Source organism: Clostridium yunnanense, assembly GCF_016595795.1.
Taxonomy (GTDB): domain Bacteria; phylum Bacillota; class Clostridia; order Clostridiales; family Clostridiaceae; genus Clostridium_AR; species Clostridium_AR yunnanense.
Genome location: NZ_JAENHN010000032.1, coordinates 40,541 through 63,683, shown reverse-complemented (window position 1 = coordinate 63,683; position 23,143 = coordinate 40,541). Strand labels below are relative to the sequence as shown.

The 23,143-nt window shown below is 31.2% G+C and carries 19 protein-coding genes; 5 read left to right on the top strand and 14 right to left on the bottom strand.

The window, feature by feature from the left end; genetic code table 11:
- Positions 1-3: 3 nt before the first annotated feature.
- The 6 genes from JHL18_RS10780 to JHL18_RS10755 all read right to left on the bottom strand — a co-directional run bounded on the left by JHL18_RS10780 (position 4) and on the right by JHL18_RS10755 (position 8,664).
- Positions 4-1,800 carry a sensor histidine kinase gene (locus JHL18_RS10780; protein ID WP_200268989.1) on the bottom strand — a complete coding sequence of 599 codons (1,797 nt, stop codon included), beginning with the start codon at positions 1,798-1,800 and terminating at the stop codon, positions 4-6.
- Between the two features lie 4 nt (positions 1,801-1,804).
- Positions 1,805-3,079 (bottom strand): extracellular solute-binding protein, encoded by a 1,275-nt coding sequence (locus tag JHL18_RS10775; protein ID WP_200268987.1) that lies wholly within the window; start codon positions 3,077-3,079, stop codon positions 1,805-1,807.
- Positions 3,080-3,298: 219 nt separating this feature from the next.
- Positions 3,299-4,885: a glycoside hydrolase family 43 protein gene (locus tag JHL18_RS10770; protein ID WP_200268986.1), complete on the bottom strand. Its 1,587-nt coding sequence runs from the start codon at positions 4,883-4,885 to the stop codon at positions 3,299-3,301.
- Positions 4,886-5,036: 151 nt separating this feature from the next.
- Positions 5,037-6,062, bottom strand: coding sequence for a sugar ABC transporter substrate-binding protein (locus JHL18_RS10765; protein WP_200268984.1), 1,026 nt, complete (start codon positions 6,060-6,062; stop codon positions 5,037-5,039).
- 99 nt (positions 6,063-6,161) lie between these two features.
- On the bottom strand, positions 6,162-7,169 hold the full coding sequence (locus JHL18_RS10760; RefSeq protein WP_200268982.1) for an ABC transporter permease: 1,008 nt from the start codon (positions 7,167-7,169) through the stop codon (positions 6,162-6,164).
- A 1-nt stretch (position 7,170) separates the two neighbouring features.
- On the bottom strand, positions 7,171-8,664 hold the full coding sequence (locus JHL18_RS10755; RefSeq protein ID WP_200268980.1) for an ATP-binding cassette domain-containing protein: 1,494 nt from the start codon (positions 8,662-8,664) through the stop codon (positions 7,171-7,173).
- A gap of 572 nt (positions 8,665-9,236) precedes the next feature.
- Here JHL18_RS10755 and JHL18_RS10750 point away from each other — a divergent pair.
- Positions 9,237-10,646, top strand: a complete 1,410-nt coding sequence (locus tag JHL18_RS10750; protein WP_200268978.1) for a glycoside hydrolase family 5 protein — start codon at positions 9,237-9,239, stop codon at positions 10,644-10,646.
- 190 nt (positions 10,647-10,836) lie between these two features.
- Here the strand turns inward: JHL18_RS10750 and JHL18_RS10745 are convergent, their stop codons facing one another.
- Entirely contained in the window at positions 10,837-11,127 is a 291-nt protein-coding gene (locus tag JHL18_RS10745) for a hypothetical protein (protein ID WP_200268976.1), read from the bottom strand.
- A 197-nt stretch (positions 11,128-11,324) separates the two neighbouring features.
- Between JHL18_RS10745 and JHL18_RS10740 the strand changes: the two genes are divergently transcribed.
- Entirely contained in the window at positions 11,325-11,825 is a 501-nt protein-coding gene (locus JHL18_RS10740; protein ID WP_200268974.1) for a DUF6803 family protein, read from the top strand.
- A gap of 106 nt (positions 11,826-11,931) precedes the next feature.
- On the opposite strand, the gene JHL18_RS10735 is transcribed toward JHL18_RS10740, so the two are convergent.
- The 6 genes from JHL18_RS10735 to hypB form a co-directional block, all read right to left on the bottom strand.
- Positions 11,932-13,305 (bottom strand): ATP-binding protein, encoded by a 1,374-nt coding sequence (locus JHL18_RS10735; protein WP_200268972.1) that lies wholly within the window; start codon positions 13,303-13,305, stop codon positions 11,932-11,934.
- The gene (locus tag JHL18_RS10730; RefSeq protein WP_200268970.1) at positions 13,305-13,991 is read right to left on the bottom strand and encodes a response regulator transcription factor; all 687 of its coding nucleotides are present in this window, start codon (positions 13,989-13,991) and stop codon (positions 13,305-13,307) included. The genes JHL18_RS10735 and JHL18_RS10730 overlap by 1 nt, the downstream gene beginning before the upstream one ends.
- A gap of 254 nt (positions 13,992-14,245) precedes the next feature.
- Positions 14,246-14,974: an energy-coupling factor ABC transporter ATP-binding protein gene (locus JHL18_RS10725; protein ID WP_200268968.1), complete on the bottom strand. Its 729-nt coding sequence runs from the start codon at positions 14,972-14,974 to the stop codon at positions 14,246-14,248.
- A gap of 4 nt (positions 14,975-14,978) precedes the next feature.
- Positions 14,979-15,773 carry an energy-coupling factor transporter transmembrane component T gene (locus JHL18_RS10720; RefSeq protein ID WP_200268966.1) on the bottom strand — a complete coding sequence of 265 codons (795 nt, stop codon included), beginning with the start codon at positions 15,771-15,773 and terminating at the stop codon, positions 14,979-14,981.
- A gap of 23 nt (positions 15,774-15,796) precedes the next feature.
- Complete coding sequence (gene cbiM, locus JHL18_RS10715; RefSeq protein ID WP_200268964.1) at positions 15,797-16,795, bottom strand: cobalt transporter CbiM; 999 nt, start codon at positions 16,793-16,795, stop codon at positions 15,797-15,799.
- Positions 16,796-16,973: 178 nt separating this feature from the next.
- Entirely contained in the window at positions 16,974-17,642 is a 669-nt protein-coding gene (gene hypB, locus JHL18_RS10710; protein ID WP_200268962.1) for a hydrogenase nickel incorporation protein HypB, read from the bottom strand.
- A gap of 225 nt (positions 17,643-17,867) precedes the next feature.
- Here hypB and JHL18_RS10705 point away from each other — a divergent pair, with 225 nt between their 5' ends.
- Positions 17,868-18,293, top strand: a complete 426-nt coding sequence (locus JHL18_RS10705; RefSeq protein WP_200268960.1) for a DUF3842 family protein — start codon at positions 17,868-17,870, stop codon at positions 18,291-18,293.
- A gap of 87 nt (positions 18,294-18,380) precedes the next feature.
- Here the strand turns inward: JHL18_RS10705 and JHL18_RS10700 are convergent, their stop codons facing one another.
- Positions 18,381-20,375 (bottom strand): methyl-accepting chemotaxis protein, encoded by a 1,995-nt coding sequence (locus JHL18_RS10700; protein WP_200268958.1) that lies wholly within the window; start codon positions 20,373-20,375, stop codon positions 18,381-18,383.
- Between the two features lie 379 nt (positions 20,376-20,754).
- Between JHL18_RS10700 and JHL18_RS10695 the strand changes: the two genes are divergently transcribed.
- Together JHL18_RS10695 and JHL18_RS10690 are read left to right on the top strand one after the other, a co-directional pair.
- Positions 20,755-22,557 (top strand): DUF2207 domain-containing protein, encoded by a 1,803-nt coding sequence (locus tag JHL18_RS10695; protein ID WP_200268956.1) that lies wholly within the window; start codon positions 20,755-20,757, stop codon positions 22,555-22,557.
- A gap of 122 nt (positions 22,558-22,679) precedes the next feature.
- Complete coding sequence (locus JHL18_RS10690; protein ID WP_243277857.1) at positions 22,680-23,051, top strand: transposase; 372 nt, start codon at positions 22,680-22,682, stop codon at positions 23,049-23,051.
- Positions 23,052-23,143 lie beyond the last annotated feature (92 nt).

Genomic DNA, 23,143 nt, shown 5'->3' with positions numbered 1-23,143 from the left:
AGATTAGTACACATCCTTTTTAGGAATCTTTATAGCTATTTTAGTCCCTCTGCCTTTTTCACTTGTAACACTGAATTTACACTCTTCACCATAAAACACTCTCAATCTTTCCTTTGTCGCTCTTACACCAATACCAGAAGTTTTTCCTTCATTGATACTCTTAAGTTTATCTTCATCTATGCCTTCTCCATTGTCTTCAACCTCTAGTACAACACTGTTTTCTTCCTCATAGACAGAGATTTTTATGAAACCTTTAACAGTTTTATTTCTAAGCCCATGATAGATTGCATTTTCCACCAAGGGCTGAAGTACAAGCTTTATTATCTTAAAACCATCACAGTTTTGACTTAAATCATATTGGACCTCAAACTTATCTCTATACCTTACATTCTGAATCAATAGATAACTTTTTATGGTTTTTATTTCTTCCTCAACAGTTATTATGTCTCGTCCGTTGTTTAGGCTTGTTCTATAAAAAGCTCCTAAAGCCTTTATTATTTCGTATACACTTCTATTTTCTCCTGATAAAGCTAGTGAACTTATAGTATCAAAGGTATTATATAAAAAATGCGGCTTTATTTGGGACATTAACACATCAAGCTCTGCTTTTCTCTTAAACTTTTCGTCTTCTCTTATCTTGTTTAGAAGAAATTTTATATGAGAAACCATAATATTATAAACATTTTTTACTTCTCCAACCTCATCATTATAGGTTTTAATGTCAACAGCTTTAAATTCTCCATTTTTTACAGCTCTCATTGACTGATGAAGCTTTGTAAGTGGCCTGGTTATCATCCTTGATATTCCGAAAGCACCTAATATAATTAGAATGATGTTTACAACAATAAAGATCAAAATGAAGTATCTAATATATTTTGACTGTTCTCCTAACTGGCTGTATTCACTGATGCTAATTAAGTTCCAATTGTTATTTTTCATTTTTATACTAGATATTATATAATCTTTCTTATCAATTTTTTTTATGATAAACCCTTTATTTTCAGTATAAGTCTTTTCTTTTTCAGCTTCCTGTAGTATTCCTTTCTCAATATCAGGCTTAGTAATAATTTTGTTATTCTCATCTTCTATAATCAGCTTAGTACCTGATTTATTGCTCACTTTTACAATAGAATCATAAAAGGCATTTTCGTTGATATTTATGATTAGCACTCCAATTTTTTCCTGTGTATTGATATCATTTATTATTCTTATAAAAGAAACATAGGATTCATAATCATACTCTTTATTATGAAACAATCCGCCACCATTTAGCTTTAAAATATAGCCTCCATTCTTTTTAATCAGCTCATTATACCAGTCCATATTCTTTATCTCATCAACGTTAAAATTTTTATAGGTATTATTTTCAGAATAGTATTTATTGCTATAATTATCTAAGATATAGATAGAAGCTATATTAGGATTAAAGTTAGTGAATTGAGTTAAGTATTTATTTATATTATTTTGAAGCTCTAAATCAGTTTGTGAATTAGCATTTTTTAAGTTACTTTGAATATCGTCACTGGAAACTATCATTTTAGAAGCATTAGACACATTATCAATTATAATATTTGTACTAGATTCAGCACTCTCTAAAGCTTCAAAGGAACTTTGCTTAATTTTCTCTGTCATGTAGGTCTTGTTGATACTGTCATAAGTAAAATTAATTACAATAGTTGCAATAATAAAAATCACTGAGAAATATATAGCTATTTTCGAACTTATCTTTAAATTTAAGTACTTTTCCTTTAAACTATCAAGCAGAAGAAAAGCACTAAATTTACTTATTTTATTATTCATAGTTTTAGTGATATTCCTCCAGTTTTCTCATTTCTTTAGCAAACTCCTCTGGACTTATCTTGTGTTGAAACAGTTTATAAACTAAATCTTTATGCTTATCTCCTCTTTCTTCACCTAAATATATATCCCAATATAAAAGATACTTTCCATTCTCAGTAAGCCTTTTTAGCTCTTTTGACAGCTTATTTACTTTTGTTTCATCATAATCATCCTTCCATGCAGGAAGTCCTGATCCAAACTCATAGTATTTTTTAGAAATATTTTTACATATAAATTCCATTGCTTCTACTGCTTCTTTTTTGTACTGAGAGTTATTACTGACCATCATATAATCAGCAGCTCCTCCTAAAAATTCTTCTTCGGAACCCTTGCCATCCTTCATTAATGGAAAAGCCTTGACTACAACCTTATCCTTAATTAATGAATTTTCTGCCTGAATCTCACCTGCAAGCCAATTTCCTGTATAATACATAGGAACTTTACCTTGTTTAAAGAGCATTTCTGATTCATCCCTCATATACTTTAAGCTAGCTTCATCAAAAGCGCCTAAGTTCACGAGCTCTTCTAATCTTTTAGCTGCCTTTAAAAACACATCGCCATCTTCGATACCAGAAAGAGCCTTTTTACTATCTTCTAAACCGCTTTCTCTAAGTGCCAAAATATCGTAATAAAGCATTCCTGTCCATTTATCCTGTTCTCCAACTAATAAAGGAGTTACTCCTTTTTGTCTAAAGGCTTTTACTGCAGATAGAAATTCTTCATAATTATCAGGTATCTTTATTTTTGCGGTATTAAACAATTCCGTATTTATATAAAAGGTTCCTACGGAAAAAGTAAGTGGCAGTCCATATATCTTATTCTTATAAGTGACGTTGCCTAACATATTATCCTTAATTTCGCTTAGAACTCCACTCCCCAAATAATTATTAAGAGGCAGTACTCTTCCAGATTGTATTAAAGGTTCTGAAAAGCCCCCACCCCAACAGTAAAATATATCTGGCAATTCATTTGTAGCAAATGCTGTTTTTAATTTTGTTTTATATTTTTCGCTTTCAACACTTTCAACCTCTATCTGAACATTAGGATGATTTCTATTCCAGGCTTTAATTACATCTTCTATGATAATAGAATTATTATCTTGAGATTTTTGAGCCCATATATGCCACATCTTAAGAGTTATTTTCGAATCGCTATTTAAATCGTTTACTTTTTTGTCATCGCACCCCTGAAAACTAAAAGTAATTACGGCTATTAGAAAAATTGATAACAACCTTCTCATATTATCCCCTTTATGACAATATAACATTTTTATCTCTCTCTTCCTTTAATGATACCATAATATCTTGTAACTGTTTACTCTTTATTGCAAACATACAACTTATTAACTATTTAAGTTAACTTCTTTTATCTTTGTTATTTAATATCCTCTTAAGTGCATTTAAGTTTTATAATAAATTAAGGCAAGGATTTTAAGTAAAAATTCCTTGCCAGCTTAAAGTTAGTAAATTTCTTTATAAGTAAAGTAATCAAAGTCTGCTTCTAGGTTTTGTCCTGTTGCATCTTGGCAGCACATCCCTACAAAAGCTCCAGTGAAGAAGCCTTCTCCTCTAATATAATCATCTGAAAGTTTATTTGAATCAAAAATAAAAGGAAGCTCAATCCACATATTTTCATCAAAAGAGAATAAGAATTTATACTGTTCTCTTCTTACTTCAACCTTAAAATGAACTGTTTCTACTTCATCAGGTACTACTATAGGCTTAGTTCTAAGTGGCTGCGAGAATTTGAAATTGTCACACTCAATTAAGCTTATTATCCTTCCTAATTCTTCGTCATGAGTCACATTTACATAAACCCAGTTTTCAGTGTTGTAGTAACATACTAAGCCAGCCATTTGTTGGAAGCTAGAAGGATTAAATTGAACACCTGTTATAGCATCAAAGTTAAAGCTTTGCCATCTTCTAGCAACATGTGCTTGAAGGAACTTAGAAGTTAACGACTGTTTTCCACGAAGTCTTAAGAAACCTTTTCTTTCTTTTAGGTTCATAGTAGTCTCGTCTAAAGGAACTCTTAAGGTTTGGAAATTTATATTTAATTCGTCTTCATTAAAATCGTCTCTTACAGGATAATTGCGCTCCCATTTTACTTCTTCCATTTTAGGAGCTTCTATATATAGAGAAGGTTCTCTACCATCTACTACGTATGGCCATCCATCTATCCACTGAATCTTTTGAAGGGAAGTTTCTCTACCCAAAGGACAACAGCCTCTTTCAGTCTGTGGTCTACCAACCAAATGAGCAAGGTACCATTCATCAGTATGAGTATGAACTAAGGACGCGTGTCCAGCTTTTTGCAATGGATTTCTAGGACTATTCCAAGAAGTTAAAATTGGGTTTTCTGGGTGAAGCTCATATGGTCCCATGATATTTCTTGATCTAGCCACAGTTACAGCATGTTCGTACTTTGTACCACCTTCAGCCACCATTAAATAATAATAGCCATTTATTTTATAAATATGTGGTCCTTCAGTTAGCTTTATTTCTGTGCCTTTAAAAATCAGCTTTGACTCACCTATAAGCTTCTTTTCTTCATGACTATATTCTTGAATTGCTATACCATAAAATTGATGATTTCCTTCTCTATGATCCCAAACCATATTTAATAAATACTTTTTACCATCATCATCATGATATAAAGATGCATCAAAACCAACTCCATTTAGATATATAGGTTCACTCCAGTCTCCGGTTATACTATCACAAGTTACTAAGTAATTAGCACAATCTTTCCAAATTCCTGATAGATGTTTAACATCGGTATATATGAGCCAAAACATATTATCAGAATGTGTTAAACAAGGAGCCCATATTCCACCTGAATCAGGATTACCCACCATATTTAATTGACTCATTCTATCTAAAGGTCTTTTAATTAGCTGCCAATTCTTTAAATCCCTGGAGTGATGTATTTGAACACCAGGAAACCACTCAAAAGTTGATGTAGCTATATAGTAGTCTTCTCCACATCTTACTATTGAAGGATCTGGATTAAAACCTCTTAATATTGGATTTTGAATTCTATCCATTTATAAAACCTCCTTAAATATATTTAATTTTTTCCTAATGTTTAAGAATACTTTAGAAATTAATTGATTCTTTGCGAAAACTCATTAAAGTATATGATAAATAATCAATTAATTTTAACACCTCTAAAGCTTCAAATTGTATTTGAAGAAACTATTTAGTTTCAGTAGTAAATTGCTTTTGCTTTTCTTTCCCATACTCAACTATCTTATCAGCTGATACCCACTTAACAGGTACTGGATAGTTATTATCTACTTTTTCACCTTTTATTTTTTTATCTAACACATCAATTACAGTCTTTCCGATAGCATAAGAATCTTGATCAACTATTCCTGTTATTAAACCAGCTGCTATACCGTTTTCCCAAGTTGGTGTGTAGTCAAATCCAAAGTGATATATTTTTCCAGCTTTATTTTGAGACTTTAAAGCTTCCATGACACCAGTATCAGGACCTTCTGAACCTAGTGAAAAAACTGCTACCATATCTTGATTTGCTGTGATTTGTCCTTCTAATTGTTTCTTAGATTCAGCTGCTTGGTCATTATCTTGTATTGGTTCTAGCCATGTGAAGTTCTTAGCATCATCCCCCATAGCTTTTTCAAAACCAGATTTTATTCCATCTTGTCTATAGGTCATAGTAGTTTGAGTTAAATTTACTGCAGCTAAGGCAATCTTACCACTCTTAACCCCTTTAGACTTTAAGTACTCACCAGCTTGCTTTCCTAGTTCTTCACCTGCAAGTTTGTTGTCAGTTCCAACATATGCAGTTCTATTGTCCTTTGTCTTAACATCAGCATCAAAAGTTACAACTGGAATATTTGCATCCTTAACTTCTTTGATTTTCTTATCAAACATATCTGGATCCATTGGAGAAACTGCTATACCTGCTGCATTGTTTTGTATACCTTCATCTACAAAGCCTAAATGCTTTTCATTCTTTTGAGGCTCATTAGAAGGTGATGTTTTAAATACTAATTCGTAGCCTAATGCTTTTGCTTCATCTTGAGCAGCTTTCTTCATTGGTGACCAATATGCACCTGTATCAACTATAGGAACAAAATAAAGAGTTTTATTCTTTCCTGATGAAGCTGTACCTTTATTATCGTTTTGTCCACACCCTGTAAAAATGCTTCCAGTTACCAGTAGCGCTGCCACAACAGCAATAATTCTTTTTCTCATCTCTCAAATCCCCCTTAAGTAATCATTTATTTATCTTAAAATTTTTGATAACAATATTATTTAATTAATTTCAACACGGTGCTTTAACAGCTCCTTAATTTAAAATTTTGTTTTAAAAGTACTTCTCTTTCTATAGAAGTCTATAATTACAGCCACAACTATGATTCCACCGGTAACAGCTTGTTGTATAAAGGTATTAACACCTAAGATGGCAAGTCCATTTTGGAACACTTGTATTGTAAGAATACCAACCATAGCTCCACCAATAGTACCGATACCACCTCCAAATTGTGCTCCTCCAATAATTGCAGCAGCCATTGCAAATAAATCTATACCGTTAGCTTCACTTGGTGCACCAACATTTAAGTTTGACATTAAAAGCAAGCCTGCAAGGGCAGCAAATATTCCTTCAATTACATATACCTTAACAAAGTGCTTATTTACATTAATACCTGATAGTCTTGCTGACTCCTTATTGGAACCAACTGCATAGCTATAACGTCCAAACCTTGTATTTTTCATTACGAAGGCCATTATGATTGCTAATATTACAAATATTACAGTGTTTGAATGTATAATTCTTGGTCCAACTGTTGTATTAGCAAGACTATAAAACCAATCTGGAACCCCTTTGATATAGATTCCATTTGTAAAGAATAATATTAGACCTCTTATTAAGTAGCTTGTACCCATAGTTAATATAAAGGGCTCTAGTTTAAACTTTGTGATAAGAACTCCGTTAAACATTCCCCACATGGCACCAATTAATAAACATGCAGCAATTACTATTATTGGGTTAAATCCATGAACGGCCAAAAATGCTGCTGCGGTTCCCGCAAAAGCCGCAATCGCTCCTATAGATAAGTCAACTCCTCCTGTAATTAATACCATTGTTATAGCAACAGTTATAATTCCTACGGTAGGAATCTGTCTTAAAAAGTTACCAATGTTTGCAGTACTTAAAAACTTTGGACTTATACCTGAAAATACTATTATTAGTACCACAAGAACTAGGTAAATTGAATATTTCAAAAATAAATTTCTCATATTAAAATCAACTGATTTTTTAACAACTGCCTTTGTATTAGAACTTACTTTTTGATCCATTTTAATTAGCACCTCCAACTGTAGCTAAGGCCATTATCTTTTCTTGGCTAGCTTCTTCTCTATTCAGTTCTCCTGTTATTCTTCCTTCACACATAACATATATTCTGTCAGACATACCTATAAGCTCTGGAAGCTCTGAGGAGATCATGATTACAACCTTACCTTTTCTCACTAAATCATTCATGATATGATATATTTCAGCCTTTGCTCCAACATCTATCCCCTTAGTAGGTTCATCAAAAATGAATACTTCTGAATTGGTATTTAGCCACTTAGCAAGAACTATTTTTTGCTGGTTTCCACCTGAGAGTGTTCCAGCCATCACATCAAGATTAGCTGCCTTTATAAGTAAAGCTTCTCTAAATCTTTCACCGGTTTCCTTCAAGGCTTTATGGTTTAGCATAAAACTCTTTAAGTTAGTAATATTGATGTTGTCATTTACACTCATAACCAAAGATAAGCCTTGCTTTTTTCTATCTTCTGTCAGCAAGCATATTCCATTATTTATAGCATCCTCTGGAGATTTGATTTTGACAACCTTGCCATTTATCTTAAGCTTACCTTTGGCTATTTTATCTGCACCAAATACTAGTCTCATAAGCTCAGTTCTACCTGAACCTACTAATCCTGCAAAACCTAAGATTTCGCCTTTTCTAGCCTTTACACTTATATCCTTAATCCTTCCAGTAGTATCGCTAATTCCTTCAGTTTCAAGAACCACTTCTCCCGGCTCAAAAATCTCCTTTGGAAACAAGTTCTTTAACTCTCTTCCAACCATCATGTTTATAAGTTCATCCTGACTTATACCCTTAACCTCACAGTTTCCTATAAAGGTTCCATCTCTAAGCACTGTAGCCCTATCACATATTTCAAATATCTCCTTTAATCTATGAGAGATATAAATAACAGCCACATCTTGTGATTTTAGATGTTTTATTACCTCAAATAAGCTTGAAACATCCTTTCTTGAAAGTGAGGTTGTTGGTTCATCAAAAATTATAAGCTTAGCATTTAGACTTATTGCTTTTGCAATTTCAACCATTTGTTTCTTAGCCGTTTCTAAATCAGAAGCTAAATCTGTAGGTTTAATTTCAATTTCTAGTGTCTTTAATATTGCCTCTGTGTCTAAATATAACTTTTGATAATCCACTATTCCTAAGGCTTTGTTCCTATACGGAAGTCTCCCCATAAATACATTTTCTGCAACAGTTAAAGATTCGCATAAGTTTAACTCTTGATGTACAAATCCAATTCCTAACTGAGCTGCTTTACTTGGTGTAATATAGCCACAGTCAACCTCTTCAACAAATATTTTTCCTTCATCTTGAGATTGTACACCACCAAGTATTTTCATTAATGTAGATTTTCCTGCTCCATTCTCGCCCAATAACCCATGTACTTCCCCTTTCCTTATCTCCAGATTTACGCCCTTTAATGCATACACCCCTGGAAATTTCTTATGTATATTTTCCATCTTCAAAAACATTTTACTCACCACTTACCACCTCAGCCTCTCAAAAACGTTTTCATGTGTTTATTTTAGGACATACAAAAAATTAATAATATAGAATAAATTTACTTTTACCTTTGATATTTTTACTTTTTAAATCAAAATTAAAAAGTAATGTATCAATATCTAATAAGTAAATCTTAATAAAGCCCCTCTTCGTATACATATGCTTAACTCTTTAGTGACGATTTTAAAAATATCAGTAACTTATTTCAATGTCTAATTGTAAATTTATAACATATTATTTAATATATAGATATATACTTTCTATATATAGAGATGTACCACTTCTAAACGAAATGTATTTTTAATTTATAGAACTGGGATATTTATTCCGGTTAAACAGATAACCTAAATTACATACCGCAAAAATTTAAAACTAACTATACAACTTCTTGCTGAAATAATCACACTAAAATTTAACTAAAACCTTTGTAGTCATAGTACTTAATAATCGAAATAAAGGAGGTGTACACCTTTAATCTTAAAACTCAATAAACTGATAGTTGTCTAAAATCTTGATTATCTAAAATTATTTAAATTAAGGGGATTTTATAATGAAAAAATTAAGAAGACTAATTTCATCACTTATTATTGTTTCAACTGTAATCACAACATGTTCTTTTGGCAACATTCAAAAAGTAAAAGCAGCTGATACAAATAATGACGATTGGCTACATTGCGTAGGCAATAAGATTTATGATATGAATGGAAAGGAGGTTTGGCTTACTGGTGCAAACTGGTTTGGTTTTAACTGTACCGAAAACGTATTCCATGGTGCATGGTATGACATTAAAGGTATTTTAACAAATATTGCAGATAGAGGTATAGGTTTCTTAAGAGTTCCTATTTCCTCTGAACTTTTATATAGTTGGATGATTGGGAAGCCTAATAAAGTTTCAAGTGTTACTGCTGCTAATAATCCTCCTTATTATGTTTGCAATCCTGACTTCTACGACCCAACAACCAATGGTGTTAAAAACAGTATGGAGATATTTGATACCATAATGAGCTATTGTAAACAGTTAGGTATAAAAGTGATGATTGATGTACACAGTCCAGATTCCAATAATTCAGGACATAATTATCCATTGTGGTATGGCGTAAATACAACAACTGCTGGAGTAATAACCACTGATAAATGGATAAACACTTTGGCATGGCTAGCTGATAAATACAAAAATGATGATACTATCCTAGCCTTTGATCTTAAAAACGAACCTCATGGTCAGAGAGGTTATACAACTACTGCTCCTACAAATATAGCAAAGTGGGATAACTCTACTGATGAAAATAATTGGAAATATGCAGCTGAAAAATGCTCAAAGGCAGTGCTTGCAAAAAATCCAAAGTTACTTGTAATGATTGAAGGTGTTGAACAGTATCCAAAAACCGAAAAAGGATACACTTATAACACTCCTGATATATTTGGTGCTACAGGAGACCAGTCACCTTGGTATGGTGCATGGTGGGGTGGAAACCTTAGAGGAGTAAAAGACTATCCAATAAACCTAGGTTCTCTTAATAGTCAGATTGTATATTCACCTCATGATTATGGTCCTTCAGTTTACAATCAAACTTGGTTTGATAAAGACTTTACAACACAAACTCTTTTAGATGATTATTGGTATAACAGCTGGGCATATATAAATGATAAAGGAATTGCGCCACTTTTAATCGGTGAATGGGGTGGCTTTATGGACGGCGGAAAAAATCAAAAATGGATGACTTTATTGAGAGACTATATAGTAAGCAAGCATATTAATCAAACTTTTTGGTGCATAAATCCAAATTCAGGTGATACAGGTGGGCTTCTCGGTAATGATTGGAAGACTTGGGATGAAGCAAAGTACGCGTTATTGAAACCTGCACTTTGGCAATCTGGAGGAAAGTTCATAGGCCTCGACCATCAGATACCTCTTGGAGCAAATGGTATCTCTCTAGGACAATATTATAATAATAAGTAGTTTATTGCTATCTATAACTAAATATTTAATATTTAAATTCATCAAAATTCAGCTATGTTTTAAGTTTTGTGATTTTCTATCCAGTGAAAAGTAAGAGCAGCTTCACAATTGAAGCTGCTCTCATTTTTGTAGTTAACTAAGCTATATATGTTCCCAGTTTATATGTCTTTCAATATGATAAAGTGTAATTTTACTTTATAGGTTCTTTAACCTCTACAGCTTCTTTTTTATCCTCTGAACAGCAACTCTTATTTTTATTTCCCATAATCATTGGAATCATTGCAAACATCATTATTGGGCACAAAAATGGAGCGATCTTGCCAAGCACTCCGGCTATACTAGGACTCAAACTTGCTATAAACGGTAAAAAGAATATTACCGCCATTGGTAGCCCACAGCAAATAAGCATATGCAGCATATGTTTACTAAATCCATTATTATGTTTTGATTTATTTTTATTACCTTTATTGTGACAACTCATATTATTCCCTCCAAAATAATTAAATTTGAAAACATTCTTATTATTTTTATATATTAGCGTACTCCTATAAAGATTTTATGAAGAAGCAAATTCATTATTTTCTTAATAAAAGCTAATACTTAAATTTATTCACTTCATATTTTCTTCATATGATTTTGATAATATTTTCTCATAAAATGTTTTGGAGGTATAAAACTATGAATATGACTCATTATATGTCGTTATTGGCATCAAATCAGCCTTGGAACTTGCTAATCTTTATGGCAATACCAGTAATATGTGCTGAGACTCTTACCATCACGGAATTCTTTATTATATTTAACAAAATAAAAAGTGGCGGTATCAGAACTTTAAACAAGGCAGTTTCAATTTTTGATGGTTTCTATTTTACAGGAATATTTATTTATCTATTTATAACAGCAGTAATCCCATTGACTAAAACAGGTGGTTGGCATACTTGGGTAGACGTAGTAGCAGTTGGTTTTTATCTAAGCGGTGTAATCTTCCTTCTACCTCTTGCTTTACTTGACTTAGGTTTAATTTTCAAAAATAAATCAGATCAAGAAAAAATGAAAATACATTTCATACTAGTAGGTGGATTTCTTGTAGTTGCACATATAGCAATGATATTTGGTATGGTTAACCCAGAAATCGTTAGTAACATGGGAAATATGAGTGGTATGGATGGTATGAAGTAATTAATTTGTAATACTAAAAACATACACATTAATAACTTAAAAGTAGCTAAAGTAAAAATCTTTAGCTACTTTTTGTATGCATTCCTTACTTTGGCACTCTTTACTTTTATACAATAACCCTATCAAAATATATAGTAAACTTTGTGCCCTTTTCTTCTTTACTTTCCACTTCAATGTCAGCAAGATGAAGCTCTAAAATATTTTTCACAATTGTTAAACCTATACCGCTTCCATCTATTTCATTTCTACTTTTGTCGCCTCTATATAACCTTTCAAATATAAAAGGTAAATCTTCTTCTTTTATTCCAATTCCATTATCTTTAATCTCTACAACTAACTTTTGGTCCTTAGGATACATATTAACATGTATATTTCCACTATCCTTAGAAAACTTAATCGAGTTAGAAATTATATTTAAGAAAACTTGTCTTAGCTTATCCTTATCACCAGTTATATAGTATTGTTGATTTTTTTGAGCATTATAATTAATATTTATTCCTTGGTTTTGAGCCTCCATATAAAAATCTTCACATACGCTCTTCAGTATCTGGTTTAGATCAACTGTTTCAAAATTAGCTTTTATACTTTCTGCTTCAAACTGCTTTAATAACTCTAGATTATTTAATAGCTTACCGAATCTAATAACTTCATCGTTTAAATCTTTAAGTCTGTCATCAGTAACAGGAAAAATACCATCTATCATTGCTTCTAAATTGTTTTGTAGTATATTTAAAGGGGTTCTTATCTCATGGGATATATCAGACACAAGCCGTTTTCTTAACATATCTTGCTGCTTTAGTTTTCCTGCTAATACATTTACACTGGCTCTTAAATTTTCTAATTCTTTAATATTACTCTTTGTAACAGACTTGGTATCGAAGTTTCCTCTTGATAAGCTTACAGACATTTTTGAAACTTCTTTAATAGGTCTTGAAAATTGTTTAGAGAAATATAGACTTAATACAATTGTTATTATTATAGCTATTAAGCCACTAGCAATAATACTTTTATTTATAGATAACTTAAAATTAACATCTTCTTCAGATAGTAGTACTGATGAATACTGTCCTATATCTACATATCCTACCTTTTTATTATCCACTTCTATAGGAAATCTTTTAGAATTATATACTCCAGTATCCTTAACCATCATAGTATTGAAATGTAAATTGTTCTTAATATCGCTAGCATCCATACCCCATATAGTTTTTTCATTACTATCAAGTAGAGTTAGGCAATAACTTCCCATATAAGCTTCATGCATCATTTCAATACCAGAATTCTTTGACCATTTTCCTTCTCTTTTATAGATTTCTTGAAAATAAGACACAATTCTTTCATATCTTTTATTTTGCGTGTCTACCATATAATCATCAAACTTTTTTGTAATGGTTAAATTGACAAACACTGTAATGAGCAAAATTGCTGCTAAAGAACATATAAAAAACATAATACTCAGTTTTCTTCTTATACTTTTCACTAGTTATCACCACCAAATTTATAACCTACTTTTACAACAGTTATAATATATTTTGGTTTTTTTGTGTCTTCCTCTATTTTTTTACGGATATTTTTAATGTGGACATCTATTGTTCTGTCATATCCATCAAAATCTATTCCGCCAATTTTATCTATTAATTGCTCCCTTGATAGTACCTTCCCTTTATTGACAATAAGTGCATATAAGATATCTAGTTCATTTGAGGTTAAAGGGACTTCTTGACCTTTAACTTTTACTAGTCTTTTTTCATAGTCCACTATTAAACTCCCATCATTATAAAGTAAGTCCGAATTATCTTCTTCATAGGAAATCCTTCTAAAAAGAGCATTTACTCTTGCAGTTAGTTCCCTTGGACTAAAAGGCTTTACAAGATATTCATCTGCTCCAAGTTCTAGTCCTTCAATCTTTTCATCCAGGGATCCCTTTGCAGTAAGCATAAATATATGTACTTTTGATTTCTCTCTTATAATTTTGCATATATCTTCTCCACTTATATCTGGAAGCATTAAATCAAGAATTACTAGTTTGAAATCTATTGATTTGAATAGTTCAAGTCCTTTCAAACCTCTAGTTGAGCCATAAACTGAATACCCTGCTTTTTCTAAATAAGCTTTTAACACATCTAATACATTTTGTTCATCTTCTATAATTAAAATATTATTCATAATCCAGCCTCACATAACTTTTTATTTTTAATATTTGTGCCATTAAAGTACTGTGTTGAAATTAAATGGTCATCCATCCGATGCTTTAATGAGCTTACGCTAAGAATTAATATGATATAGATGAACCACTCCATAATAAAATTTATTATTTCTAATTTTCTCACATAAGCCGTGAGAGTTTTAAAAATAGATTTCAGATTGAAGTGGCACATCCATACCTTAGCATAAAATTATGAATTTTATATGAAAATGTATTAAATAATATTATTGTTGTATAAGAATTCAGTATCCTTCATTACATCGTCGTAAGCAGCATCTCTCATGATTGAATGGTCTTTTGAAAACACTATAGCTCTTTTAAATATCCCTTTTACATATTCAAAATCATGGGTAGAACATATAATAGTTTTTCCCGCATTATTTATATTTACCATAAATTCTTTTAAAAATCTTTTTGTTTTAGGATCTAGCCCATTCATAGGCTCATCAAAAATATATACATCAGGATTTAGAACTACTACAGTAGCAATTGCTACTTTTTTCTTTTCTCCCCCACTCAAATGATATGGTTGCCTATTTTTTAAATCCTCTATTTTTAATAGTTTTAAGGTATCATTTACTCTTTTTTCAACTTCTTCTTCTCTCATTCCCATCTGTCTTGGTCCAAAGGCTATTTCATCATAAACATTAGAGCAGAACAGTTGTACTTCTGAATTTTGAAAAACAAAACCTACCTTTTTATGAAATGCTTTTGAAAACTTTTCATTCTGTAATTTTTTATAAGTTATTTCCTCACCTTCAAAAAAATAATTACCTTCTTTAGGAGAAATTAAGCCATTAATTAATTTCATTAGAGTAGACTTTCCGCAGCCGTTAACTCCTATTAAAGCGACAGCTTCACCTTCCTGAACATGCAGATTAATATTTTTAAGCGCCAGAATATCCTGATTATAGAAATAAGAAACATTTTTTATATCTATCATAAAATCACAACCTATCAAAGTAAAAATATATTGTTATAAATATCACATTAACTATTATGCAGATATAGTCTGCTAAACAAAACTTAAATTTATTGTATACTTTATATTCACCTGTAAACCCTCTGCATTCCATTGCCCCATACATTTCTTCTGCTACTTCCTTTGACTTTATAAACATGGTTCCAACAATTCCAGAAAGAGATGTACTCTTGTTATTGCTTTTACCAACAGACCTTAATTTGAGTGCGTAAATCATATTTAGTGAAAACTCTCCTAAAACAATAATATATTTTATTGTTATATCAAGTACAAAAATAAACATATCAGGTACATGAAATATCTTTAAAGCCCTTATCAGATCATTCCATTGTGTAATACAAGCTAATATATTCACAAACGCAACAGAAATTAAAACCTTTAATGTAATCATTAAGGTATTATTTCCGTATCCCAAAAAAACTGATGGCAAGAGAATTATTAACGTGAATATCGCTACTACAAAACTAATTTTCAATATATATTTTATTTCATTAATACTTAAAAAATTAATTAGTACAAGTAAAAATACACCGCTGATCAAAACAAAGGAAAAGTTCTTAGTCAAAGAAACAAAAATAATAAGTATAAAGGTCGTAACAACTTTAAGTACTGCATTTATCCCGAATTTATTAGCTCTAGCTTCTGTTTGTAATCTAAATCTTGTAAGAACCCCTAATATAGATAGGATGCTCTTATTTATAAAAGCATCCTTATCCTTTTCAGGTATATAATTATCTTTTTTTAAAAGCCATTCTGGCATTTATAACGTCCACTCCTATCAGCTTAATTGTTCACCTTTGTGACATCTTTTTTTATGCTTGCTATCACTCTAAATATAATTAGAAGTATGGCAACTCCTGCAACTGCGGATAAAATATATCCAAAGTAATCCGGTATCCCTTTGATTGAATAATCCGGCATTAATGCACTAAGGCTAAAACCACTTTCCATTCCTTTAGGTATATATCCTAAAGCTTTGCCACCTGTAATCACAGAACTTATTTCATCCGATCCCCACTCTCCCCAAGCTGTCCCTGATGCTAATAAACCAATAGGTGATAAACAAACTAATCCAATTATTAAGGCATATATAGGTTTCATTTTAGCAGTAGTATTTTCATATATCATATCAGGTGAAACTTTCTTTATAAATCCCAATACTCCTATGGTAATAATACCTTCTATAACCCCTGCAACTGCAAGGTGCGGGAGAAGCATTGAAGGAATGGATATGGCTAATGGATATGGACAATATAATGGCATTCCAGCTGCATCTTTAAATAGCAAGGGTTGAATACCAAACTCAATTGAAGCACACAAAGCACCAACATTTAACGCTAGGTATGATGCAATTAGAGTTGAAATATACTCTCCTTTTTCACCCTTGATTATTCCTTTTAAAAACTTATAAATATAGTAGCCTGCATATGGTATAACAAATGCCATATTAAAACAATTTGCTCCAAAAGCTAAAACGCCCCCGTCTCCAAATAATAAAGCTTGAATTAGAAGTGCAATAGTTATAGAAATACAAGCTGATGCAGGTCCTAAAAGAATAGCTAATAAGGTTCCACCAACAGCATGGCCAGTTGTTCCTCCTGGCAAGGGGACATTGAACATCATTGTTAGAAATGAAAGTGATGCTCCTATACCCATAAGTGGCATTTTCTTCTTACTAACCTCATTCTTAATTTTTTTAATGGCCCTTGTCCAAATGGGAACCATTACAGCACCCATTGCAGCACAAGTAGCTGGGCTTAAGTAATTGTCTGGAATATGCATTTTAACTCCTCCTGTAAAATTCCGAAAAAAATTAAACCACAAAAAATTGATAACTGTTAGCAGCAATCAACCCTCGTGGTTATTAAACTAGATTAACATATTTTTAAAATCTTTATACAAATGTATACTCTCGTAGCATACATTTATATAATACTACAACAGTTATAATTTGTAAATATCACCTTAATTTATTTTTAATCCTTACATTTATTTTCCCTTCCACATATGTAGCAAGTGAATTTAACCCTTCACCAGTTCTTGAGGATATTCTAAATACTTCAGAAGATAAATTTAGAAGTCTAATATCTTCCTCTACCTTATTATCATCAAAATCGAAGTGTTCCATCATGTCAAATTTATTTAATGCAATAGCATTAGCCTTTGAAAACAGCAATGGATATTTTTCAACCTTATCATCACCTTCTGGAATACTTAAAATAGCAATTTTTAAATCTTCCCCTATTTCAAATTCAGCAGGACAAACAAGATTTCCTATGTTTTCAATAAATATTATATCAATTTCATCTAGATCAAAATACCCTAATATAGTTTTAATCGATTTTGCCTCTATATGACAAGCGCCTTCTGTGTTTAGTTGTACTACTGAAATTCCAAGTGAATCAATTTTCTCAGCATCCACTTGCCCAGCTATGTCCCCTTCTACAACTGCAATATTATATCTATCCTTTAACAACTTAATTAACTCTATAATTAAACTTGTTTTTCCCGTACCTGGTGAACCCATAACGTTTATTAGGTATACATTTTTACTTTTCAAAATTTCTTTAATGTCATTACTACAATCCTCATTTGTCTCTAATTCCTGCTTTACAACCTTAATACTCATACGCTCACCCTCCATAACCATTATATTATATAGATAATCCACTTCTATAAAAAAATAAGCGACAATTCCGTTAACTATTAATGGTAATATAATTACTAAATAGATTCTATTTGGAACTATTATATAGATAAAATAGAATATAATTCTATTTTATTATATAATAATACTTAAAGATATAAAAATAATGTTATTACACTATAATTATTACTTTTCGGGGGCATTACAATGAAAATCGCTGTAATAGACGCACAAGGCGCAGGTCTTGGACAAACAATTATAAAGAAAATTCGTAAAGAAATAGAAAAAGATATTTATATAATTGCACTTGGCACAAATACCTTTGCAACCTCAAACATGGTAAAAGCCGGGGCAAACGTTGGTATAAGTGGCGAAAGAGCGATTTCTTCATTTTGCAGAACAAATAAAATTGATGGTATCATTGGCCCAATCGGAGTGATGTGTAGTGGCAGCATAAACGGAGAAATCACCCCACTAATTTCAAAATCAATTTTTAATATGGAATGTACTAAGTATATACTCCCATTACAAAAACACGGAATTTATATCCCTGGAACAAGAAACTTACAAATCAAAGATATTATTGAAGAGATTGTATTTGATATAAAAAATAACTTAGTGTTAATATCTTAAACTGAAAATAGGTAAATTTGAAAAAGCAATGAGGTTTTAATCATTTTTTGATTAAAACCTCCTGATTTTTAATATTTATGTATCAATTTAAATTTTGAACTTATTTACTTCCTCAAGCATTTCGCCAGTCATAGAGCTAAGTATTTGAGCCGCTGCCACCACTTCTTCTGTAGAAGCATTCATCTCTTCTGATGATGCAGCAATTTCTTCAGCTGAGGCTGAAACCTCGAGAGCAACTGAGGATACCCCATCTACTCTAGATAATATAGTATCTTTATCCTTATCTATATCTTCAGCTGAATTTTTAACAGTTTCTATTTTAGGAATTATTTCACCTACTGCCTCTATAATATTCCCAAAGGAAGTTATTGAACCGTTTATTATTCCAACTTGATTTATAAGCTCATCATCCATTTCTACAGAATCTTGAACTATAACATCTGTATTGTTAGATATTTCACTAATTAGTCTTTTAATATCTTCTGAAGAAACCTTTGATTGTTCAGCAAGTTTTCTTATTTCATCCGCCACTACTGAAAATCCTTTTCCAGCTTCTCCTGCTCTTGCTGCTTCAATAGCAGCATTTAATGCTAACAGATTAGTTTGTCCAGCTATGTTATTAATTATATTTGTAATCTCATTTATTTCATTTATATTTTTTCCAAGTCCAATAATCTTGGTGTTAAAGGTCTTAAAGGATTCACTAACTTTTGTTACAGACTGATTTAACTTATTCATCTCACTACTACTCTCATTAGCCATTAAACTAATTTCCCTAGAGTTTGAATCTACTACTTGTATTTCATTTACCATTTCAGATAACTTGTTACTAAATTTATCTATAACCTCAGTTACATTTATTAAGTCCTCAGACTGATTTCCTGTTCCTTGTGCAATTTCATTTATCGATTCAGCAACATTTTGTGTAGTACTAGAGATCTCCTCAGCAACAGATGCAAGGTTCTCTGATTGTCCATTAATATTTGAAGAATTTTCTTTTATTCTACTAATCATTTCTCTAAGAGAATGTTGCATTGTTTTCATGGAGTTTGTCATTTCCCCAACTTCATCTTTAGATGTCAAGTATTTAGATGAAACCTCTTCAGTTAAATCACCCTTTGCTAGCAAATCTAGGTGCTTTGAAGTTGATTTTATTCCTTTTGCTATATAAGTTGAAACAGCATAAACTATTGCTAATCCAATTAATAAAAACACTAGAGATGATGCTACAACAGAAACCTTCATACTATCAAGTTCTGATAACACCTCTGTTTTAGATATAACAACTGCTAATGACCATTCAGTTCCTTTTACTGGAGCATATCCTACATATTTTTCTACTCCCTGGAATAGATATTTACTCATTCCCATTTTACCTTGACCCATATCTTTTTCAACATTGGCCAATTCATTTAAACTAGAATCTTTTTTTGCTTCTTCTATAGGATTGTATAATTTCATTACTAAATCTTTATTACTATGTGCTATAACTGTTCCATCTTTTTTTATCATGAAGGCACTGCCTGTTTGTCCAAACTTAATCTGATTAGTTATTTCACTTAATTTATTGCCATCTCTAGTACTAATTAATACTCCAACAATATCATTATTGTTTTTAATTGGTACTGCATATACTATAACTATAGATCCATCTACTTTACTAATTAATGGGTCTGATACATTACCTTTACCAGCTAATGCATTCTGAAAATATGGTCTATCTTTAATGTTAGCATTTTTCCCATCGGTATATTGTACATCACCATTTTTATCTGCAATACCTATTTTAATGCTTCCACTTCTAGCTATTTCTTCTTTGAGTATTGATACTTTATTGTCCCATGGTTCATTTAGGTTTTTTATATCATTTCTTGCTGCAAGAACCTCTAATGAACTCAACTGACCTTCAACTTTACTTTGAATATTACTTGCTGACTGTTCTGCTATCTTTGGTAGAGTCTTTGATAAATTTGAAGTTAGTGCTTTTGATGAATTCATGAAAGAAGCTATTCCTAGCCCAATACATATAGCACCTATCAACAAACCTAAACATACTATCATTTTTGCTTTAATGCTTTTCATGCATGATCCCCCTGTTTAGTCAATTTACATAGAATTAAATTATTTTTTAAATGTAGTAATAATCTATGTTAAAATTTTATCACATTTCCTTGTGTTAGTAAATATATTGTCAAAAATTATACCATTTTGTCGTCAGGTATATTTTTCTATTTGTGTAAATAAAAATAGGTTTTTAATTTATCCTTTCATATTTGTTTTCTTTTTGAGCTCTAATCATTTATATAGTTGTCCGCGCAAGTATTTTACTGTAAAATAAAGCATATATATCCATAAAATTATCTTATAATATAAATTTTTCTTTATGCTCTATTAAACCATTATGTTCTGCAATCAAACTTAAGTATTGGTTGTCTAAAAAAATTAAGATGAGGAGAAGTCTATGAAAAAATATTTTAAATATCTAGTAGTTCTTTTATTATTTATACTTTTACTTCCATATCATACCGTACATGCCGATAGTAAAAGTTTTTCTATTGACAGACTTGCCATAGATACCATACTAAATACCGCTGGTGATATTGAAGTTTCAGAAGTATATGAATATAACTTCAAAGGGGACTTTAATGGAATCACTAGAAATATTAATTTTAGTGAAAGCTCAGGAGTGGAGAATATTGAAATTAGTATATTAGATGGTTCAAACAAAGTTATATTTAAGAACAATGATAGTAAACAAAATGAAACTTATACAGTAGCTACAGATGGAAACTACAAAAAACTGACTATATATTCAAAAAACAGCAATAAAGTGGTTAAGTTCAATATTAAATACTCCATAATTGGAGCTGCAACCAAGTATAATGACGCCGGTGAATTATTTAGAAAGTTCTACGAAAACTCATCTAATACAGATATAAATAACCTATCCCTTAAGGTTAACTTTCCAACAGGAAATCTAAAAGACGCAAAATATTGGGGCATAGGTCCAGCTTCTGGAACTGCAAGTAAAGCAGATGTTAATAATTTCTTGTTTAGTATTGCAAAACTTAATGCTGGAGAATACTTTGGTTGTCGTATACTTTTTCCTACTGATTATCTTAAAGATGCTAAAAAAGTAGTTAATGAAGATGGGTACAATAGAATCTATAACGAACAGATGAATAACGCTTATACCCCAGAAAACACTGCAAATAACAACACCAATAATTCAAAAAACTCGATTACTCCACCTACTAACGTACCTCCTAAAAATTATGATACAGATAACTCTAGTAGTGTTGGGATTTTTATCTTAGTTTCAACTATACTTTTATTAGCAGTTGTTTTAATACTTCATAATGCTAAAGAAAAGGAAAAGTTTCAAAAAGAACTTGAAGAGTATAGAAGCACAGAGGAAATTTTCACTGATACTTATTGTGAGTCTCTTCCTAGCGACTTAAGTCCAGCTTTAGTAACTTACTTAATTAGCGAGTATATAGAAATTAAAGATATAGTTGCAACCTTATTGAATCTATCAGTAAGAAATATATTAACCTATACCGCAAATTCTTATGTAGAAAAAAAGCTCTTTAACAAAGGGGAAGAAAAAATAGCTTTTACTTTTTCAATAAATACTAAGAATTTAGACTTTTGTTCTATTCACGAGAGATATCTACTTAATTGGCTTTCTTCTTATGGCGATTATCCTTCTTTTTCACTAAAAGATATAGAAGAACAAACAACTGAGCGTGGAACAGCCTTAGATTTTAAAAATAAATTTGATGATTGGAAAATCCTAATAAAAACAGAAGCTGATTCAAAGCCTTTCAACATAAAAATAAGAAACCGTTATGTTTTAACTAATACTTATAATAACGAACATTTAAAATGGATTGCTTTTAAAAAGTTCTTACTTAAATATTTAGCCTCAAATGAAAAAGCTCTTATATCTACAGAACAATGGAAAAAATATTTACCTTATGCTCTCGCTTTAGGCTTAACAGATAAAATAATTGAGTTCTCTCCTAATCTAGCAAATGATAACTATATATACTCAGATCCTCTATTTTACAACATGAGTTATCTTAACTTTATATATTATGACTTTTTTGATGATTTTCAAGATCAATTAATAGAAAACACTACAGATCATAGTAGTAATAATTCTAGTGATTTTGGTGGCGGTTTTGGAGACGGAGGTGGCTTTACCTCCGGTGGAGATAGCGGATCTTGCGGCGGTGGCGGAGACTCTGGTGCATTTTAAATAGGTTTAATAAGAAAACACCTTATCAACTTTTGATATGAAGTTGTAAGATAAAAGTAGACATGAAAAAAAGCATGTCTACTTTTTTCATGTTAAAATTTATATATAAGGATGTGATTATGATGAGTAGAACAAAAGGTGGTTCAAATAGAACATGGACTAAGGAAGAAAAACTCCGTATTGTTCGTAGATATTTTGATGAAGGCATAGGCCGACCAACTCTAGCAAAGGAAGAAGGAATTTCAAGTGGTATGATTGCAACTTGGATTCACAAATACTTAAACGACGGCGAAGCTGGTTTAGAAAACAAAAAGAAGCCAGGGAATAAGTTTGCTGCATTGCATACAAACAAATCAATGAATGAACTCGACCGACTTCGTTTAATTGTAGCAAAGCAAGAAATCGAAATTAAAAGATTAAAAAAAGGATACATAGTGAAAGGAGTTGGTGCAAAAAAGGAATTCGTTACTATAAAAGATGTGAGTACGAAATAATAGATAGCTTAAAAGCTAAATATTCTCTTAAGGATCTTTGTAGATTAATGCAAGTTAACCGTTCCGGGTACTATAAATGGAAATTAAGACAC

What these genes read in the sequence shown, in the direction of transcription:
- JHL18_RS10780 (WP_200268989.1), bottom strand. Translation starts at nt 1,800, where the DNA reads ATGAATAATAAAATAAGTAAATTTAGTGCTTTTCTTCTGCTTGATAGT.
- JHL18_RS10775 (WP_200268987.1), bottom strand. Translation starts at nt 3,079, where the DNA reads ATGAGAAGGTTGTTATCAATTTTTCTAATAGCCGTAATTACTTTTAGT.
- JHL18_RS10770 (WP_200268986.1), bottom strand. Translation starts at nt 4,885, where the DNA reads ATGGATAGAATTCAAAATCCAATATTAAGAGGTTTTAATCCAGATCCT.
- JHL18_RS10765 (WP_200268984.1), bottom strand. Translation starts at nt 6,062, where the DNA reads ATGAGAAAAAGAATTATTGCTGTTGTGGCAGCGCTACTGGTAACTGGA.
- JHL18_RS10760 (WP_200268982.1), bottom strand. Translation starts at nt 7,169, where the DNA reads ATGGATCAAAAAGTAAGTTCTAATACAAAGGCAGTTGTTAAAAAATCA.
- JHL18_RS10750 (WP_200268978.1), top strand. Translation starts at nt 9,237, where the DNA reads ATGAAAAAATTAAGAAGACTAATTTCATCACTTATTATTGTTTCAACT.
- JHL18_RS10745 (WP_200268976.1), bottom strand. Translation starts at nt 11,127, where the DNA reads ATGAGTTGTCACAATAAAGGTAATAAAAATAAATCAAAACATAATAAT.
- JHL18_RS10740 (WP_200268974.1), top strand. Translation starts at nt 11,325, where the DNA reads ATGAATATGACTCATTATATGTCGTTATTGGCATCAAATCAGCCTTGG.
- JHL18_RS10730 (WP_200268970.1), bottom strand. Translation starts at nt 13,991, where the DNA reads ATGAATAATATTTTAATTATAGAAGATGAACAAAATGTATTAGATGTG.
- JHL18_RS10725 (WP_200268968.1), bottom strand. Translation starts at nt 14,974, where the DNA reads ATGATAGATATAAAAAATGTTTCTTATTTCTATAATCAGGATATTCTG.
- JHL18_RS10720 (WP_200268966.1), bottom strand. Translation starts at nt 15,773, where the DNA reads ATGCCAGAATGGCTTTTAAAAAAAGATAATTATATACCTGAAAAGGAT.
- cbiM (WP_200268964.1), bottom strand. Translation starts at nt 16,795, where the DNA reads ATGCATATTCCAGACAATTACTTAAGCCCAGCTACTTGTGCTGCAATG.
- hypB (WP_200268962.1), bottom strand. Translation starts at nt 17,642, where the DNA reads ATGAGTATTAAGGTTGTAAAGCAGGAATTAGAGACAAATGAGGATTGT.
- JHL18_RS10705 (WP_200268960.1), top strand. Translation starts at nt 17,868, where the DNA reads ATGAAAATCGCTGTAATAGACGCACAAGGCGCAGGTCTTGGACAAACA.
- JHL18_RS10700 (WP_200268958.1), bottom strand. Translation starts at nt 20,375, where the DNA reads ATGAAAAGCATTAAAGCAAAAATGATAGTATGTTTAGGTTTGTTGATA.
- JHL18_RS10695 (WP_200268956.1), top strand. Translation starts at nt 20,755, where the DNA reads ATGAAAAAATATTTTAAATATCTAGTAGTTCTTTTATTATTTATACTT.
- JHL18_RS10690 (WP_243277857.1), top strand. Translation starts at nt 22,680, where the DNA reads ATGAGTAGAACAAAAGGTGGTTCAAATAGAACATGGACTAAGGAAGAA.